This window comes from Paenochrobactrum gallinarii (genome assembly GCF_014205685.1).
GTDB lineage: Bacteria > Pseudomonadota > Alphaproteobacteria > Rhizobiales > Rhizobiaceae > Paenochrobactrum > Paenochrobactrum gallinarii.
On the sequence record NZ_JACIIU010000001.1, the window covers coordinates 61,571 to 79,328 of the forward strand.

The window sequence follows — 17,758 nt, forward strand, 5'->3', positions numbered from 1 at the left end:
TCCCTGATGTCAGGATTTGAATTTGGCTTTTAAAGCACTTGCCACGCAAGCGGGAACAAAAGGTCTAATATCACCCTTCATCGCTGCAATTTGACGAACCAATGTGGCAGTAATCGTTCGAACACCCGGATCAGCCGGTAAAAAAACCGTCTGCAAGTCCGGTGCCATAATGCCGTTCATGCCGGCCATCTGCATTTCGTAATCAAGATCAGTCCCATCACGCAAACCGCGCATCATCAATTGAGCGTTGTTTTTGCGCGCAGCATCAATCACCAGACCATCAAATGAAATAACAGAAATACGTGAACCAGCCTCTTTTCCGAGCGCTTCGGAAACGGCTTGTTCAATCAGCTTTACGCGCTCTTCAAAAGTGAAAAGCGGTTTTTTACCGGGATGAATGCCGATGGCAATAATAACATGCTCGGAAAGACGCAGCGCCCCTTTCAAAACATCCATATGGCCATTGGTGACCGGGTCAAATGAGCCCGCATAAATCGCTGTTGTCATATCTGTCAGCTAACCTTTTTGCGCATCATTTTCAACATGCCGAATAAGGAAAAACAAATCTATCCTGTAAATGGGAGATTGTTTCAATTAAAATTCACAAACTTTATAAATTAACACCGCATTTTAAATACCAATGAAATTTCAAAAGAGCGCCACTCTCCGGCTTTATAATTTTTTTACAATATTTTTTAACCACGATGAAACCAAATCACATGTCGCACGTTTTCCAGTTGAAAGGAAACGGAGATGATGATTTTTCTACTCGCTTTATCCATGATGATCGCAATGGCAGCCTCGGCAATTATCTTGCTGCTGGAAGAACGTGCATCCAGGCGTCAGAACAAATCAAACGGCGCTTTTACCTGGCAGACGATGCATAAAAACTCGCATTTTTAATGCTGACTTTTATCCGTCGCAGCAAAATCGCGACCATCACCCTCAACCTTACAAAGCCTAAATCACTTTATAAGAAAACGTGATTAAGTAACTGATATAAATGAATTATATAAAATTCAATTCACTTGAATTGATAAGATTCCCTCTCCGATGAAGGCCAATTCCCTCCAGTCTTGGCATTTAAAAAGGGCGGCGCTTTTAAAGCACCGCCCTTCTTTTTTAGTTAATTTTTTATTCGGCGTCCGGCGCAGGCTCAGAGGCTTCGGGAGCACTTGCCTGCGCGTCCCCCTCACCTTGAACCGCAACATCGCCCTCGTCTTCCTCGTCGCTTTCCGTTTCAGAAATACGCTCGACAGAAACGACTTTCTCACCATCGGCTGTGTTGAAAATCGTCACACCCTTAGTAGAACGTCCGGCAATACGAATACCTTCAACCGGTACGCGGATCAGCTGCCCGCCATCAGAAACCAACAGGATCTGATCGCTTGGCTCGACCGGGAACAGAGCAATCAGCTTGCCGATTTCATCCGTCTTTGAAGTATCGGTAGCGCGGATACCCTTACCGCCACGGCCTGAGATACGGAATTCATAAGACGAAGAACGCTTGCCGTAACCAAACTCACTGACTGTCAAAACAGTCTGCTCGCGGGCTTTCAGCTCCTCAAAGCGCTCATCACTGAGTTCAGCATCTTCGACTGCTTCTTCCAGTGTATCCACCACATCCTCAATATCATCACCGGCCGCATTTCTGCGTTCCGCAGTAACACGTTTCAGATAGGCAGTACGCTCAGCCGGCGTTGCATCGACGTGACCAAGAATTGCCATCGAAATAATGCGATCGCCCTCAGCCATATTGATACCACGAACACCGATCGAATTACGTCCGGCAAAGACACGCACATCCGTGACTGGGAAGCGGATACACTGGCCGCCAGCCGCTGTCAGAAGCACATCATCAAATTCGGTACAGGTATCGACTGAGAGGATTTCGTCGCCGTCATCTTCCAGCTTCATCGCAATTTTACCATTGCGATTGACCTGCACAAAGTCGCTCAGCTTGTTACGACGCACAGTACCGCGCGTGGTTGCAAACATCACGTCCAGATTTGCCCATGAATCTTCATCCTCAGGCAATGGCATAATGGTGGTGATACGCTCGCCCTGCTGCAATGGCAGCATATTGATCAGCGCTTTACCGCGTGATTGCGGCGTACCGATCGGCAAGCGCCAGACCTTCTCTTTATAAACGATACCGCGTGAAGAGAAGAAAAGAACAGGCGTATGCGTATTGGCAACGAAGAGACGTGTGACCGAATCTTCATCGCGCGTTGTCATGCCGGAGCGACCCTTTCCGCCACGACGCTGCGCACGGTAAGTGGCCAATGGCACGCGCTTGATATAACCGGCGTGACTGACAGTCACCACCATATCTTCACGCGCGATCAGGTCTTCATCGTCCATTTCAGCGCCACCGGCACCAAGCTCGGTGCGGCGTGGAGTGGCAAATTCGTCATGAACAGCCTTGAGCTCATCCTTGACAATGGTCATCACGCGCTCACGCGAGGCCAGAATGTCGAGATAATCGCGGATTTCTTCGCCGATTTTGTTCAGTTCATCAGCAATTTCATCACGACCCAATGCGGTCAGACGCTGCAAGCGCAATTCAAGAATTGCACGCGCCTGCTCTTCCGACAGATTGTAAGTGCTGTCTTCATTGATCTTATGACGCGGATCATCGATCAAACGGATCAATGGCGCCACATCAGCCGCAGGCCAGCGGCGTTCCATCAACTGCTCACGTGCAGTTGTCGGATCCGGCGCACGGCGGATCAGCGCAATAATCTCGTCAATATTGGCAACGGCAATCGCCAAACCAACCAAGACATGGGCGCGTTCGCGGGCTTTATTGAGCAGGAACTTGGTGCGGCGGGTGACAACTTCCTCACGGAAGGCCACAAATGCGCGCAGCATATCAAGCAGCACCATCAGTTCCGGCTTACCACCATTCAGCGCAACCATGTTGCAGCCAAATGACGTTTGCAGCGGGGTGTAACGGAACAACTGGTTCAGCACCACATCGGCAACAGCATCGCGCTTCAGCTCCACCACAACGCGGTAGCCGTCACGGTCAGATTCGTCACGCAGATCGGAAATGCCTTCGATACGCTTATCGCGCACCAATTCAGCCATTTTCTCAATCATCGAAGCCTTATTCACCTGATAAGGAACTTCAGTGATGATAATGGCCTCGCGGTCACCGCGCATCGGCTCGATAGCGGTGCGACCACGCATGATCACAGAGCCGCGGCCTGTGCTATAGGCTGAATGAATACCGGAGCGACCAAGAATGATACCGCCGGTCGGGAAATCAGGGCCCGGAATGATTTCCATCATTTCTTCAAGGCTGATTTCCGGATTATCGATCAGCGCAACGCAGCCATCGATAATTTCGCCCAGATTGTGCGGCGGAATATTGGTCGCCATACCAACAGCAATACCGCCGGAACCGTTTACCAGAAGGTTTGGAAAACGGGCTGGCAGAACGCGTGGTTCGTGTTCGCGGCCATCATAGTTATCCTGAAAATCAACCGTATCTTTATCGATATCGGCCAGCAAATATTCAGAAACTTTTTGCAGACGGCACTCGGTATAACGCATCGCAGCCGGCGGATCACCGTCAATGGAACCAAAGTTCCCCTGCCCGTTGATCAACGGTTCGCGGAGCGAGAAATCCTGCGCCATACGTACGAGTGCGTCATAGATAGAAGCATCACCATGCGGGTGATACTTACCCATAACCTCACCGACGACACCGGCGGATTTACGATATGGTTTGTTCCAGGCGAGCCCCATTTCATTCATCGCATGCATAATACGACGATGAACAGGCTTCAGCCCGTCGCGCACATCAGGAAGCGCGCGACTCACGATAACGCTCATTGCGTAATCGAGATAGGAACGCTGCATTTCCTCAACGATTGAAATCGGTTCAATACCGCTCGGCCCAATTGGACCATTGGCATCATCTGAACCGGGTGGCGGAGTTAGATTTGACACTATTCAAAGGTCTTTCTTAACAGAATCGGTAAACACAACTTATATAGGAAAAACTCGCAAAACACCAATTTACCAGCTTTTTGCACTTGCTGAAATGTGAATGAAATTCAACACTTTGAAAGATATTCACAATTCAACCCCTGCACAAGAAGTTATGCGCCAATCACCTTTCCACAGGATATGTCCAAACTTCATTCTATAGTCGAAAAGGCAGTTCATCGACCTGAGGCGGCAACTAAGCTAACATAAGCGTTACTATAACAATTTGAGTCGTGACTTCAACCGGAGGACTAAAACCGCATGGGTTTCATTGACGCCATTTTGAGTGCTCTGGTCACGCTGCTTGTAACAATTGACCCACCAGGATTAGCACCGCTGTTTTTAGCGCTGACGCCGGGCATGAACCGGCAGGCACGCAATCAGGTTGCCAAACGCGCAACCATTATCGGCTTCATCCTGCTCACCATCTTTGCCATTGCAGGCGCACAGATCATGAGCCTCTTTGGCATCAGCATCGGAGCGTTCCGTGTTGCCGGTGGCCTGCTTCTGTTCTGGATTGCGTTTGAAATGATTTTTGAAAAACGCACCGAGCGCAAAGAAAAAAGCGCCGAAGTTGCCATCACCAAAGATCACATCCACAACATCGCCGCCTTCCCGCTCGCTATTCCGCTCATTGCAGGCCCCGGCGCTATTTCGGCTGTCATCCTGCTCTCAGACGGTCTTCATGCGCCCGTCGAGCGTTCTATGCTCATTCTGGTCATTCTTGCCTGTATGGCGATTACCTATGTCACACTTTTGTTGGCTGAGCGTGTGGATCGTTTCTTAGGCGAAACCGGCCGCTCAATCCTCACCCGACTTCTCGGTGTCATTCTCGCAGCCCTTGCGGTGCAATTTGTAGCCGACGGCGTCAAATCGCTGATCGCTAATTAAAAAAAGGCCTTGGAAATATCCTTCCAAGGCCTTTTCATTTACATCATTTATTTCTGCGCATCCTCTATTTCTGCGCATCCTCGGCCCACCATGCAGGCAGCTGATAGCCAAACAGTGATGTTTTTTCCGGATATTTGATCCGCGCCCAATGCGCCACCAATTGCTGCGGCAAATGATAAAGCGGAATGTAATAATCGCCCGAGATCAGCACACGATCCATAGCGCGTACAGCACTGACAAAATCCTCCTGTTCACGCGCGGCAAGCATGGCCTCAATCATCGCATCAATAGCCGGACTGGCGGCACCGGCATAGTTGAAACTGCCTTGTGCATCACGCGATGCACTGCCCCAGCGGTTCCACTGCTCATTACCGGGTGATAAAGTACCTGTCAGCGCGCCCAACAGCATGTCGTAGTCAAAAGTCTGCATCCGGTGTTGATATTGCGCATCATCAACCGTGCGCACAACCACCTGAATACCAAGCCGCTCCAGATTACGCTTAAAAGCAAGCGAGACTTTTTCCTCATCTACTGAACGGGTCATAATTTCAAATTCAAAAACCTTGCCATTTTTGTCAATCGCTTTACCGTTTTCAAAACGATAGCCGGCTTTTTTCAACAGTCGCATGGCTTCGCGAACAAGCTTACGATCATGTCCACTGCCATCGGTTCTTGAAGCGTTCCATTTACCTTCCAGCACATCGCTGCGCACTGCATTGGAAAATGGTGCCAGCAATGCCCGTTCGCGTTCATCTGCCTTCACACCTGCCGCCGAGAGATCGGAGCCAAACCAATAGCCTTCCGTTCGTTTATAATGATTTGAAAACAGGCTTCGATTTGCCCATTCAAAATCAAATAACAGGCTTAAAGCATGACGTACCTTAGGGTCTGCAAAAATTTCGCGCCGTGTATTAAAGGTAAATCCTAACAAATTAACCGGAATACCGCGCGTAAAGCCGGCTTTGATAATACGCCCGTCATTCACGGCCGGAAAATTATAAGATGTCTGCCATCGGGTAGGATTCCCCTCCAGAAAAACATCGACAGCACCTTTTTTGAACGCCTCAAACATCGCCGTTTCATTGCGGAAATATTCAATACTGATTTTATCGAAATTATCAAAACCGCGCTTAACCGGCAAATCTTTCGCCCAATAATCGGGATCACGCTCATAGATAATCGACTGCCCTGGCGAAACATGTGCAACCTTATAAGGGCCACTACCGACAGGCGCCTTTAATGAAGCATTACCGAAACTATCCACATCAATGGCGTGTTTGGGCAAAACCGGCATAGTCGATGCCACCAGCAACGGAAACTCCCGATCGGACTTGTCATTGAAGGTAAAGCGAACTTTACGCTCACCTGTTTTTTCAATCTTCTCGATACGACTCATTCGGCTGCTGTAAGGAGGGCGCCCTTTATCGTTAAGCAGTTGATAGGTAAAAATAACATCTTCCACCGTCACCGGCTCGCCATCCGACCATTTTGCTTGCGGGTTCAGCGTAAATTCCACCCAATGCCGCTCTTCATCCGTCTCCACGGTTTCGGCCAAAAGCCCGTAAAGCGCAAAAGCTTCATCGCGTGAACGCTGCATCAGGCTTTCAAACACCAGATTGCCAAAATCACCGTCCAAAAACAGGCCGCGTGCCGTGGTGCGCATACTTTTCAAAACAAACGGATTGAGGCTGTCGAAAGTACCGACAACACCATATTTGACCTGCCCGCCCTTTGGCGCATCAGGGTTCACATAAGGAAAATTCGGGTAATCACTTGGCAATGCCGCTGTCCCATGCATCGCAAGCGAATGGGATGGCTCGGCTCTCGCCAATGTAGTCAAATTCAATGAGACAGCCGCCGTCAGCAGAGCGGAATAAGTTATCGTTTTTATCATCATCAAATTCACCCGACATGAGTTCCGGCAGTTCTTTTTCGACGGAACGATTCGTAAATAATCATGCATAAGTTAAGGCTTTTGGTCTTTATAAAGCGTGTCAATAGAGTGACATTCGCAAACGAATGTGATTTTTTTAACAATTGCAATGAATTGTGCTTGAACGGCCTCTGGATTACACAGATAAGTCAGTGTAACACAACATTAAGCATATTGGTCACGCTCTCGCCGCATTTTTAAACAATTGAGTTTGCAGATGTTTAAGCAATAGCAGACCGCCCTGTAAGGGGTAACCGGGTGTAACAGCCCAAAACAAAAGCATTGAAAGGAACCTGTTGATCATGTCCAGCAAAAAGACGATCGCGGCCTCATCTGCACTGGCTGGCGTGTTCGCTTTGCTTGCAGCTTCATCCATGCCGGCCTCTGCACAGCAGCCTCCTCAAGGCTGGTTCAAAGTGTGCTCAAAGCAGGAAGATAACGACATCTGCAACACGCAGAATATCGTAACTGCTGATTCCGGCCAGCTGCTGACCGCAGTTAATCTGATCGAAATCAAAGGTAAGATTAACCGCAAAATCTTCCAGGTTTCGGTTCCGACCGGTCGCTTGATTCCTGCCGGCGTCGGCCTCCAGATCGACAATAACAAAGCTGTTAAAGTCGAATATGGCATCTGCTTCCCGGATCGTTGTATCGCTGAAGCACCTTTAACCGATGAATTGGTAAATTCATTCAAAAAAGGCGGCAAAATGGTTCTGACTTCGGTCAACTTCCAGAATCAGCCAAACCCGATTTCTGTTTCGCTTACCGGTTTCTCCGATGCGCTGACCGGTCCAGGTCTGCAGCAGAACGAACTCGAAGCACGTCAGAAAGAATTGCAGGATGCAGTTCAAAAACGTCAGAAAGAGTTTGAAGCCAAGATGAAGGCTGAACAGGACAAAGCTAAAGCTGGTAACTAAGCTTGAAGCGACAATCGCATAAAAAAAGAGGCGTTTGAAACGCCTCTTTTTTTATGCCACTTTTTAAGCTGCGACCATAATCAAAAAAATGCCTGCACTCAGCGCGGCATCACCGCGCCGGTCAGCTGCTCAACCATTGAAATGGTCAGCTCGTCATAATGCGAAATAATCCGGCTTGGACCTAAAACATTAACCGGCACATCCGTATAGCCAAAATCCACTGCTACAACAGGGATACCGGCAGCTTTGGCCGTATCAATATCGGTGCGGCTGTCACCAATCATCACCGCACGGTCGGCATCACCGCCTGCGGCCGCAATAGTTTGCGTCAAATGACGCGGATCAGGCTTGCGGAATGCAAAACTGTCTGAGCCACTAATCGCACCAAAGCGATCCGACAAATTGAGTCCGTCTAATAATTTGACCGCTAAACCTTCAAATTTATTGGTGCAGATGGCCAACAAATAGCCTCGGCTGGCAAATCGATCCAACGCTTCGATAGCGCCGTCAAAAATACGAGCCTTGCCCGGCATATTTTGTGCATAATGCTCAAGAAAAACCGCAACCAGTGCATCCAATTGATCCGACTTCAATTGTGTTTGCTGCGCCTGATATGCGCGCTCAATCATCACCCGTGCGCCCAAGCCCACATAACGGCGCAAAGAAACCGGATCAGCTTGCTTTAATCCGCCCACATCAAGACAATGATTGAGACTGTCCAGAAGATCTGTTGCCGTGTCGACCAAAGTGCCGTCAAGGTCAAAGACTATTATAGGTTTCAACATTCATATATCCGATAGTGTGGTCAAAAATCTTTTCTATGCCTAGCCGATGCGCGCCCTGCTCTCAAGCAGGATTCGTTCCCATTAACCAATGTTGGCAAATAAAAAGATAAAATCCGGTTTTCACTTCTATTATAGAGAAATTCAGTTGCGATCATTCAAATACCGTCTGGTTTTTAAAAACTTCGATAAGCATTTTCAAAACAAAATGAATATGTGCTTTTGTCTCTTAAGCAGTCCATGCTAAATGTAAGGCTCGAAACATCAAGAATCCTTATAGCTCTCAAAAAGGGCAGCTCTCAAAAGGAATGTAACTATGGATGAAGCCCGTCGACTTAAGATCGCGGCCGCAGCTGAAGCTTTGACACATGTCAAAGATGGTATGCGTCTTGGAATCGGCACGGGTTCAACCGCAGAAGAATTTGTTCGTCTGCTGGGTGAAAAAACCGCCAACGGATTTAAAGTCATCGGCGTGCCGACTTCAGAGCGCACAGCTGCACTTTGCAAAGAGCTGAATATTCCGCTCACCACGCTGGAAGAAACACCGCATCTTGACCTGACAATCGATGGTGCTGATGAAGTTGACCCTGCCCTCACCCTTATCAAAGGCGGCGGCGGGGCATTGCTTCGCGAGAAAATCGTGGCAGCAGCTTCTGATGCTATGATTGTCATTGCGGATGAAAGCAAGCTGGTTGACACATTGGGACGCTTCCCGCTACCGATTGAAGTCAACAGTTTTGGTCTGGGCGCCACCACGCGCGCCATCCAAAAGGCTGCCGACAAGCTTGGTTTGAGCGGAGCATTGGTTCTTCGTCAAAAAGACGGAAAAACTTTTGTGACTGATGGCGGTCATTACATCATTGATGCAAATTTTGGCCGCATTCCCGATTCAAAAGCATTATCAGACGCTCTCTTCGCCATTCCGGGTGTTGTTGAGCACGGACTTTTCATCGGACTTTCGGAAACCACTATTATAGCGGGCGCTGATGGTATCCGGACAATTAAACCGTCAAAAATTTAAATTACGGAGTGACGACCTTATGAACCAGACAACAGGCTTACACCGTCTGATTGCGCCTTTGGCTGCACTTGGTCTTCTGGCAGGTTTGCAAGGCGCAAATGCTCAGGACGTTTCAGAAGCACATCTGAATGCTGCACGTTCTGCGATTGCTGCCATTGGCGCAACTGAACAGTTCGATGGCATTCTGCCTCAGGCAGCAGCAGCTCTCAAAGCTGAGCTGATCCAGAAAGATCCAAATCTTGAAGCTCTCATCACCAAAACCGTTGATGATAAGGCAATTGCTTTGGCAGCACGCCGTGCGGATCTCGAAACCGAAGCTGCCCGCGCTTATGCAAATTCGTTCTCTCAGGCTGATCTTGAAGCCATTGCAACTTTCTACAATTCAGAAAGCGGCAAGAAGCTGATTGCCGAAGGCCCGATTGTCACCCGTGAAGTGCTGAAAGCTGCCGGCATCTGGCAGAACGGCATTGCCCGCGACCTGACCGAAGCCGTTGGCAACACTTTGAACGAACAGATGAAGGCGGCAGCTCCTGCTACTGAAGAAGCGCCAAAGCCAGCACAGTAAGCTTTATGCTTTCCAATAAGAAAAAGCCTCCGGTTGATGAAACCGGAGGCTTTTTACTATCTGCATGAGCGCAAAAAATTTTAAAATTTAAGCTTGGCTGCAACTGTAAAACCTTTGACCAGATCGGTACCAAACTCACTGGTGCTGACCTTATCACGGAATGTACCTGACGTTAAAAAGCCCAATGCACCTGCGAGTTTGATATCCAGATGATCATTGGCTTTGTAATTGGCACCGGCACCCAGTAACCAGACATCGGTCTGCGATGTCCAGCCGGTTGTTGTGCCTCTGTCCCATGTCAGCGTTGCCGCGCCCGACCATTGATCGTTGAATTTGTGCCCGACACCACCGCTTACAGTCCAGCCATCACGGAAATAAAGATCAAGCGAACTCATTACCCGTCCGCTGGCAAGTCCATAGGCCGGAATAGCATCCGTCAATGCGAAGGGCACAACTTGAATACTCTTCCAGTCCGTCCACTTCACCGAGGCCATTGCGATCCAGTCAGGCGCAATACCGGTTTGAAATTTGAACTCGACAGATTGTGGCAAGCTTACATCAGAACCAATATTCAGTGCCTGAGGTATCACGCCCTCAATCGTACCGCCCAAATCATATTTGACCTTGGATTGATAAACCACGCTGGCGCGTAAGGCGATTTCCGGCACCTCATAAGCTGCACCCAAACGCCAGCCCCATGACCGGCCGCCAACATCCAGAGTAGCGATTGCCTGATTGGGCAACATTTTGGTTTGATAACCGCTGAGCTCCTGATAGCTCAGGCCCCCAAGCAAGCGGACAAAGCTGCCCTCGCCAACCGCCAATTGGTATGAGCAATTAAGCCCAAGATCATGCGATGATATTTCTTACTCAATCGAACTATAGCGGCGCAAAGTATCGCTACCGACATCCATCGTGATGCCCCAGGGCTGACGATATTGCGCTGCGCAAGCAACATTATCAGCAAGCTGGAAACGTGCCGAAATTTTGGGCACCCAATAAGATTTCCCCTCATTGACGCTATCTTTTGTAACCGGCGCCGAGTGTAATTCCGGTGCAATAGGACGAATATTTTTAAGTTTTCGTTGCGGCAGAACGAAAGTCGCCGCACTTTCAATCTGATTGCCTGCTTCAAACAGAATGTCAAAATCCTGCGAACTACGCTCAAAGCCACCCGCTTGCGCAAAGTAGGTTCCACCCATCAGAGCAGCAGTCAAAACACACGAAAACTTTGTAGCTTTTTTTATTTTCACGCGCATTTTTCCCCTGCGGCTCTATTCCGCAATATGCCAGTTTTCATAAATTCCCCAGTACACCATGAATGATCCAGTGATCAATTTCAAACTTTAGTTGTAGATGAGGCAATAAATCACACAATTAAAACAACGGATTAAAATCAATAATTAAAAATAGACAAAAAAATACCCGCGATGCAATTACACAAAGTTGCATCGCGGGCGTTTTAAAGTTTCAGATCAGCTTATCCGGCTTCCTGAATACGCTTTTGTGCCAATGCCACTTTTTCTGCGGCTTCCTGCAATTCAACAAGACGGGCACGTTCTGCTGCCACCACGTCTTCACGTGCATTGGCAACAAATTTTTCATTCGAAAGCTTGGCATTGATCTTCTGCATTTCTGCATCAATTTTACCGGCTTCTTTTGTCAGACGCGCAGTTTCCGCACTCAGGTCAATCAGGCTGCCCAGCGGCATACATGCCGTTGCTTCACCGATAACCAGTTGTGCTGAACCTTTTGGAGCTGCATCAGAAAATTCAACATTTTCCACGCGTGCCAGACGTTTGATTGCCGCATCATGACGCTCAAAACGCTCTTTGGTCTGAGCGCTTGCTTCCAGAACCGTCAATGGTGCCTTAGCTGATGGCGGCACGTTCATTTCAGAGCGAACCGAACGGATACCGTTTACCAGATCAATCAGCCAGTTAACATCGGTTGCAGCTTCATTATCTTCAAAAGACAGTTCCGGCCACTGAGCCAAAGCCAAAACGCTGTCACGCTTTTCGCCTTCACCAGCGGTCAGAGCCCAAAGCTCTTCTGTCATGAACGGCATAAACGGATGCAGCAGACGATAGATCTCATCCAGGCAATAAGCCGCACAGGCCTGCGCTTCCGCTTTTTCAGCTTCATCATCGCCCATGAAAATGGGTTTAAGCAATTCCAGATACCAGTCACAGAACTGGTTCCAGACAAAGCGATAGGCAGCAGAAGCCGCTTCATTGAAGCGATAGCTGGTAATGCCGGCAGTGATGGCGTTAGCGGCCTGTGTCAGCTCAGTCAAAATCCAACGGTTAACCGCCAGTTTTGCCTGTTCCGGCTTGAAATTCGGATCGTGCTTCACGCCGTTCATCTGCGCAAAACGGGTCGCATTCCACAGCTTGGTGCCGAAATTGCGGTAACCGGCAATACGCGCAGGATCGAGCTTAACATCACGTCCCTGTGCCGCCATAATAGCCAGCGTAAAGCGCAGCGCATCCGCACCATATTCGTCAATCAGTTCCAGCGGATCAATGACATTGCCTTTGGACTTCGACATTTTCGCGCCGTTTTTATCACGCACCAGCGCATGAACATAAACGGTGTGGAACGGCTCTTCATCCATGAAATGAAGCCCCATCATCATCATTCTGGCAACCCAGAAGAAGATAATGTCAAAACCGGTCACCAAAACGTCGGTCTGGTAATAGGTTTCCAGCTCCGGTGTTTTGTCAGGCCAGCCAAGGGTCGAGAATGGCCACAAAGCAGATGAGAACCATGTGTCCAGAACATCCGGATCACGGGTCAGTTCAGTCGGCTTGCCATAATGCTTTTCTGCCGAAGCCAAAGCCTCCGCTTCGCTTTTCTCAACGAAGATTTCGCCATCCGGGCCATACCATGCAGGGATCTGGTGTCCCCACCACAATTGGCGGGAAATGCACCATGGCTGAATGTTTTCCATCCAGTCATAATATGTCTTTTCCCATGTTTTTGGTACAATCGCAGTGCGGCCTTCACGAACGCTGTCGATCGCAGGCTTAGCCATTTCGGCAGCATTGACATACCATTGGTCGGTCAAAAGCGGCTCAATCGGCACGCCGCCACGGTCGCCATGCGGAACCATATGGGTGTGCTCTTCGATTTTCTCGAGATAACCACCCTCTTCCATCTTGGCGACAATGGCTTTGCGAACAGCAAATCTGTCCTGACCATCAAGCTCAGCAATCAATGCATCAAGCTCAGCGCTGGCAGCCACACCCGCCAGAAACTCTTCATTATCTTTCAGGCAGATGGTGGCATCAGGCGCCATGATGTTGATTTTGCGCAGATCATTGCGTTTGCCAACTTCAAAGTCGTTGAAATCATGCGCAGGCGTAATTTTAACCGCACCGGAACCGGCTTCCGGATCAGCATAATCATCACCAACAATCGGAATAGCACGGCCAACCAGCGGCAGAATAACGGACTTGCCTATACGAGCCTGATAGCGCTCATCTTCCGGATTAACGGCAACACCGCTATCGCCCAGCATGGTTTCAGGACGCGTTGTGGCAACAACAATATAAGTGCTTGGATCTTCGGCGTTAAAGGTCACACCTTCCAGCGGATAGCGGAAGTGCCACAAATTACCTTTAATCTCGCGCTGTTCAACTTCCAGATCAGAAATCGCCGTCAGCAATTTCGGGTCCCAGTTAACCAGACGCTTGTCTTTATAAATCAAGCCTTCGCGGTGAAGGGTTACAAACACTTCCAGAACCGCTTTGGAAAGACCTTCATCCATGGTGAAGCGTTCACGCGACCAATCGCAAGATGCACCAAGACGGCGCAGCTGATTGGAAATCATGCCACCGGATTCATTCTTCCACTGCCAGATGCGTTCAACGAATTTTTCACGTCCCATCGCATGACGGTTCGGTTCTTTACGTTCGGCCAGCTGACGCTCGACAACCATCTGGGTTGCAATACCCGCATGATCGAAGCCTGGCTGCCACAGCACGTTTTTGCCGCGCATACGTTCAAAACGAACCAGAATATCCTGAATCGTATTGTTCAGCGCATGGCCCATATGCAAAGAACCGGTGACATTTGGCGGCGGAATAACGATTGTAAACGGCTCCGCGCCTTCCTTAGCACCGGCACCCGCTTTAAACGCGCCTGCCTCTTCCCATCGCTCAGCAATTTTCGGCTCTGTTGCCGCTGCATCATATGTTTTTTCTAGCATCAAACTGTCCGGTCGTTGTGCAAAGAATGAAGATTAATTCAGCAGTTTGCCGCCTTCACTCAATAATCAAGCCTAAATGAGAGTCACTTTGATTGACCTCTTAAACCCCCATGGGTTTTGTGTCAAAAAACAATAATCCCGCCATATATAATGACGGGATTAGCGCATTCCAACTTATCTTTATAAATCAGTACTGATCACCGCGAACCATGCGCTCAATTTCTTCACGCACGAGACGCTCAACCATGCTTGGCAGGTTCTCATCCAGCCAGTTTTGCAGCATCGGACGCAAGAGCGCTTCTGCCTGCTCTTCCAGCGAGCGAATACGCTCCTGACGCACAGCTTCTGACAATTGTTCAAAAGAAGCCGAAACCTGCTGCTTGGTGGAAGCCGATGCCAAAGGTGCGGCTGGCTTAGCTGCCGCTTCTTCAGGAGCCGCTTCCGGCTGTTTCTCCATCATTTCCGAGATAATCTTATGGATATCATTTTCCACGCTCTGTTCGACTTTCTCTCTGACATTGAAATCAGCAGCATCAGCACTCTTTTCAGGCTGTGCGGTAACAGTCATATCAACATCCATTGATGCATCATTAGCCGGAACCGGCTTAACTGCTACATAGTCAGCAGTCCCCTGTTCCACATCGAAAGCGCCGCGCAGGCTCATATCGCTATGAAACACAGGAGCATCCGTGTCAGTCTCTTCAGGTTGTTCAATAGCAGCAGACACGGCTGAAATCACCGAGCTGCGTAAAGTTTCGGGCTTCGAGGCTGGCGCTGCAGCAGCTTTTTCCTGCAATAAAGGGCGCTCAAAGTTACGTGATGCGGATGAAATAGTTGCTGATATAGATGCAGGCTCTTCTTCCTGCACAGAATTTGACGCAAAAGCTTCAACCGCCTCCACATTGGGACGACGAAACGGGGCAACCTCACCACGACTAACCGGTTCGCTGCGCAGTACAGGTTTTTCTGCCTGTACTACGTCCGCCACACCCTGCCGTGTCACATCGCTATCCTCGATAATACGACGGATAGAAGCGAGGATTTCTTCCATTGAAGGCTCACGAGCCGCGCTTGATGCCTGTGCCATAGTCTTTGTATCCCATATTCTCGCCGGAGAAGCGAATCTTATCGGACTAAAGTAACGAACTATTAACGATTTGAGAATCCCTTAGCGGCCAGACAAGACGCAAACTCACAGATTTATCATTTATTAATAAAGATATCTTCGAAGCGATTCGATTATTTGGCAGCCATCATGCCACAACACTTAAAACAGGACACAAAAAAGCGGGCGCTGCAATCAAATGCTAAGCGCCCGCTTTTATGAAAAACTTAAACTGAAAATAAATAGGCCAAAATAATAACTGACATCAAAGCTACGGCACCCCAAAGAGCAATGCCTCAGCACGATTTTTGAACAGTTTCGTCCATTTTTATGCGCATCTTTTCTGCTAATAAAACTTCTGTTCTCTCTATAGAACGAGCGTCAATTTTACGCAATCACTCTTTAAGGCATAAATGTGGCGCAAGCTATGCACAAACATGAATTGACAAATATCACCTCAATAAAATCAGATACTTAATCTTAAATCCACATTAATAAAACTGTAATTATTACGACAAAAACAAGCCCTTTACGGCTCAGGGAACAGGTGATCAATCCTGCCGTTCCACCAATAAATAACCAATCCAAGCCATTCATGAAATGCGGTCGAGCTGCGCGAAAAAGCTTCATTGGCATTTTGAAAATAGAAATGAAATTGCGTGTCCGGCACAGTTTTATAATCCACCGGCCATGCGATCACATCAAAACCGGCTTTCCTAAAGACACCGACCGAACGCGGCATATGATAGGCTGAGGTGATCAAGAGCCAGTTTTGCCCTTTCTCCGGCTTGACCAAATCACGGGTCATTTGCGCATTTTCAATTGTATTGCGTGATTGCGCTTCATAGATCACATTGCCATCATCCACTTGAAAAGCATTAAAAAGCTCACGCGTACTCTCGGCATCCGGTTTTGACTTATTAAAATAAGAGCCCTCGCCACCTGATACCACAATTTTTGCTTTTGAATAAATCTTGGCAAGGCGCATGGTCTCCACAATACGGTCTCCGGCGCTGTTTAATTCCGTGCCGCCGCGCGCCGCATTGATCTCGCCGCTCATATATCCACCAAGAACAATAATGCCATCAATGCTTTCAGGCAGTTTGTGTGGTCGCTGGAAGCGCTCCTCCAATGGATTGAGCAGCACCGAGCCCAAAGTGGTAAAACCGCATAACAGAATGATAAAACAAGCCATTAAGACGGATGTGATCGCCAAAATCTTCCAACCGAGATAGATAGCGCCAACACAAAAAAGGCATAAAACCAGCAACACCGACAAGGGCTGCATGAATAGCCAGATAATTTTGGACAAACTGAAAAACATGAAGCCCCTTAATGTCACATTTTACATCTATATAGCCTGCCTGATTTATCACGTAAAACAAAGTGGCATAGTCTGTGACAAGGCTATTTCACGCGACAGATCACCGCCCATTCATAAAATTTTAACAATCCGCTTAATGCGCCATTGTTAAAATGGCTAATTTGCTATAGGTAGCGCGCATACACTGCGGAAGTTATAACCCGCGCATCACAGATTTCCATATCCGGGAAAAACCATGAACCGTCGCCGCCGTATTTACGAGGGTAAGGCCAAGATTCTTTATGAAGGACCTGAGCCAGGTACTCTCATCCAGTTTTTCAAAGATGATGCCACTGCGTTCAATAACAAGAAACACGAAGTTATTGATGGCAAAGGTGTGCTGAACAATCGTATTTCCGAGCATATTTTTCAGCTTTTGAACCGGATCAACATTCCTACCCATTTTATCAAGCGCCTCAATATGCGTGAGCAGCTGATCAGGGAAGTTGAAATCGTTCCTTTGGAAGTGGTGGTGCGCAATGTGGCGGCTGGCTCTCTGGCCAAACGTCTCGGCCTTGAAGAAGGCACCATTTTACCGCGCTCAATCGTCGAATTCTATTATAAAGCCGATGCGCTTGATGATCCGATGGTATCGGAAGAACACATTACCGCTTTTGGCTGGGCAAGCCCGCAAGAGCTTGATGACATTATGACGCTGGCGATCCGCGCCAATGATTTTCTCACCGGCTTGTTTCTTGGCATCGGCATTCAGCTGGTGGACTTCAAGATCGAATGTGGCCGCCTGTGGGAAGGCGACATGATGCGCATCGTCATTGCGGACGAAATCTCACCGGATTCCGCCCGTCTTTGGGATATCAACACCAATGAAAAGATGGACAAAGACCGATTCCGCCGCGATATGGGTGGCTTGGTTGAAGCCTATCAGGAAGTCGCCCGCCGCCTTGGCATCATGAATGAAAATGAGCCAAGCCGTCCGACCGGCCCCGTTCTGGTGAAATAAAAATCTCA

Annotated in this window: 15 protein-coding genes; 6 read left to right on the forward strand and 9 right to left on the reverse strand. The window is 48.6% G+C overall.

All coding sequences use genetic code 11. The features are described 5' to 3' along the window. Window positions 1-9 precede the first annotated feature (9 nt). Window positions 10-507 carry a pantetheine-phosphate adenylyltransferase gene (coaD, locus tag FHS77_RS00260; protein ID WP_184218323.1) on the reverse strand — a complete coding sequence of 166 codons (498 nt, stop codon included), beginning with the start codon at window positions 505-507 and terminating at the stop codon, window positions 10-12. 246 nt (window positions 508-753) lie between these two features. Between coaD and FHS77_RS00265 the strand changes: the two genes are divergently transcribed. Next, entirely contained in the window at window positions 754-903 is a 150-nt protein-coding gene (locus FHS77_RS00265) for a hypothetical protein (protein WP_184218326.1), read from the forward strand. Window positions 904-1,134: 231 nt separating this feature from the next. On the opposite strand, the gene gyrA is transcribed toward FHS77_RS00265, so the two are convergent. After that, window positions 1,135-3,960 (reverse strand): DNA gyrase subunit A, encoded by a 2,826-nt coding sequence (gene gyrA / locus FHS77_RS00270; RefSeq protein ID WP_184218328.1) that lies wholly within the window; start codon window positions 3,958-3,960, stop codon window positions 1,135-1,137. A 300-nt stretch (window positions 3,961-4,260) separates the two neighbouring features. On the opposite strand from gyrA, the gene FHS77_RS00275 reads away from it, so the two are divergent. Beyond that, window positions 4,261-4,890 carry a MarC family protein gene (locus FHS77_RS00275; RefSeq protein ID WP_184218331.1) on the forward strand — a complete coding sequence of 210 codons (630 nt, stop codon included), beginning with the start codon at window positions 4,261-4,263 and terminating at the stop codon, window positions 4,888-4,890. A gap of 64 nt (window positions 4,891-4,954) precedes the next feature. Here the strand turns inward: FHS77_RS00275 and FHS77_RS00280 are convergent, their stop codons facing one another. Next, window positions 4,955-6,787 carry an extracellular solute-binding protein gene (locus tag FHS77_RS00280; protein ID WP_425498146.1) on the reverse strand — a complete coding sequence of 611 codons (1,833 nt, stop codon included), beginning with the start codon at window positions 6,785-6,787 and terminating at the stop codon, window positions 4,955-4,957. A 338-nt stretch (window positions 6,788-7,125) separates the two neighbouring features. Between FHS77_RS00280 and FHS77_RS00285 the strand changes: the two genes are divergently transcribed. Then, a complete protein-coding gene (locus tag FHS77_RS00285) occupies window positions 7,126-7,740 on the forward strand; it encodes an invasion associated locus B family protein (RefSeq protein WP_184218334.1) in 615 nt (204 codons plus the stop codon). Window positions 7,741-7,838: 98 nt separating this feature from the next. On the opposite strand, the gene FHS77_RS00290 is transcribed toward FHS77_RS00285, so the two are convergent. Then, window positions 7,839-8,525 carry an HAD-IA family hydrolase gene (locus FHS77_RS00290; RefSeq protein ID WP_184218337.1) on the reverse strand — a complete coding sequence of 229 codons (687 nt, stop codon included), beginning with the start codon at window positions 8,523-8,525 and terminating at the stop codon, window positions 7,839-7,841. 313 nt (window positions 8,526-8,838) lie between these two features. Here FHS77_RS00290 and rpiA point away from each other — a divergent pair, with 313 nt between their 5' ends. Both rpiA and FHS77_RS00300 read left to right on the forward strand, forming a co-directional pair. After that, window positions 8,839-9,543 (forward strand): ribose-5-phosphate isomerase RpiA, encoded by a 705-nt coding sequence (rpiA, locus tag FHS77_RS00295; RefSeq protein WP_184218340.1) that lies wholly within the window; start codon window positions 8,839-8,841, stop codon window positions 9,541-9,543. Window positions 9,544-9,562: 19 nt separating this feature from the next. Then, window positions 9,563-10,108, forward strand: coding sequence for a DUF2059 domain-containing protein (locus FHS77_RS00300; RefSeq protein ID WP_184218343.1), 546 nt, complete (start codon window positions 9,563-9,565; stop codon window positions 10,106-10,108). 80 nt (window positions 10,109-10,188) lie between these two features. On the opposite strand, the gene FHS77_RS16190 is transcribed toward FHS77_RS00300, so the two are convergent. The 5 genes from FHS77_RS16190 to FHS77_RS00320 all read right to left on the reverse strand — a co-directional run bounded on the left by FHS77_RS16190 (window position 10,189) and on the right by FHS77_RS00320 (window position 16,750). Beyond that, window positions 10,189-10,971 carry an OmpP1/FadL family transporter gene (locus tag FHS77_RS16190; protein ID WP_343060936.1) on the reverse strand — a complete coding sequence of 261 codons (783 nt, stop codon included), beginning with the start codon at window positions 10,969-10,971 and terminating at the stop codon, window positions 10,189-10,191. 3 nt (window positions 10,972-10,974) lie between these two features. After that, window positions 10,975-11,310 (reverse strand): hypothetical protein, encoded by a 336-nt coding sequence (locus tag FHS77_RS16460; protein ID WP_374786230.1) that lies wholly within the window; start codon window positions 11,308-11,310, stop codon window positions 10,975-10,977. Between the two features lie 278 nt (window positions 11,311-11,588). Further along, complete coding sequence (locus FHS77_RS00310) at window positions 11,589-14,321, reverse strand: valine--tRNA ligase (protein ID WP_184218346.1); 2,733 nt, start codon at window positions 14,319-14,321, stop codon at window positions 11,589-11,591. Window positions 14,322-14,508: 187 nt separating this feature from the next. Further along, window positions 14,509-15,408, reverse strand: a complete 900-nt coding sequence (locus tag FHS77_RS00315; RefSeq protein ID WP_184218348.1) for a DUF2497 domain-containing protein — start codon at window positions 15,406-15,408, stop codon at window positions 14,509-14,511. 547 nt (window positions 15,409-15,955) lie between these two features. Beyond that, the gene (locus tag FHS77_RS00320; protein WP_184218351.1) at window positions 15,956-16,750 is read right to left on the reverse strand and encodes a YdcF family protein; all 795 of its coding nucleotides are present in this window, start codon (window positions 16,748-16,750) and stop codon (window positions 15,956-15,958) included. 235 nt (window positions 16,751-16,985) lie between these two features. Between FHS77_RS00320 and purC the strand changes: the two genes are divergently transcribed. Beyond that, window positions 16,986-17,750: a phosphoribosylaminoimidazolesuccinocarboxamide synthase gene (purC, locus tag FHS77_RS00325; protein ID WP_184218354.1), complete on the forward strand. Its 765-nt coding sequence runs from the start codon at window positions 16,986-16,988 to the stop codon at window positions 17,748-17,750. Window positions 17,751-17,758 lie beyond the last annotated feature (8 nt).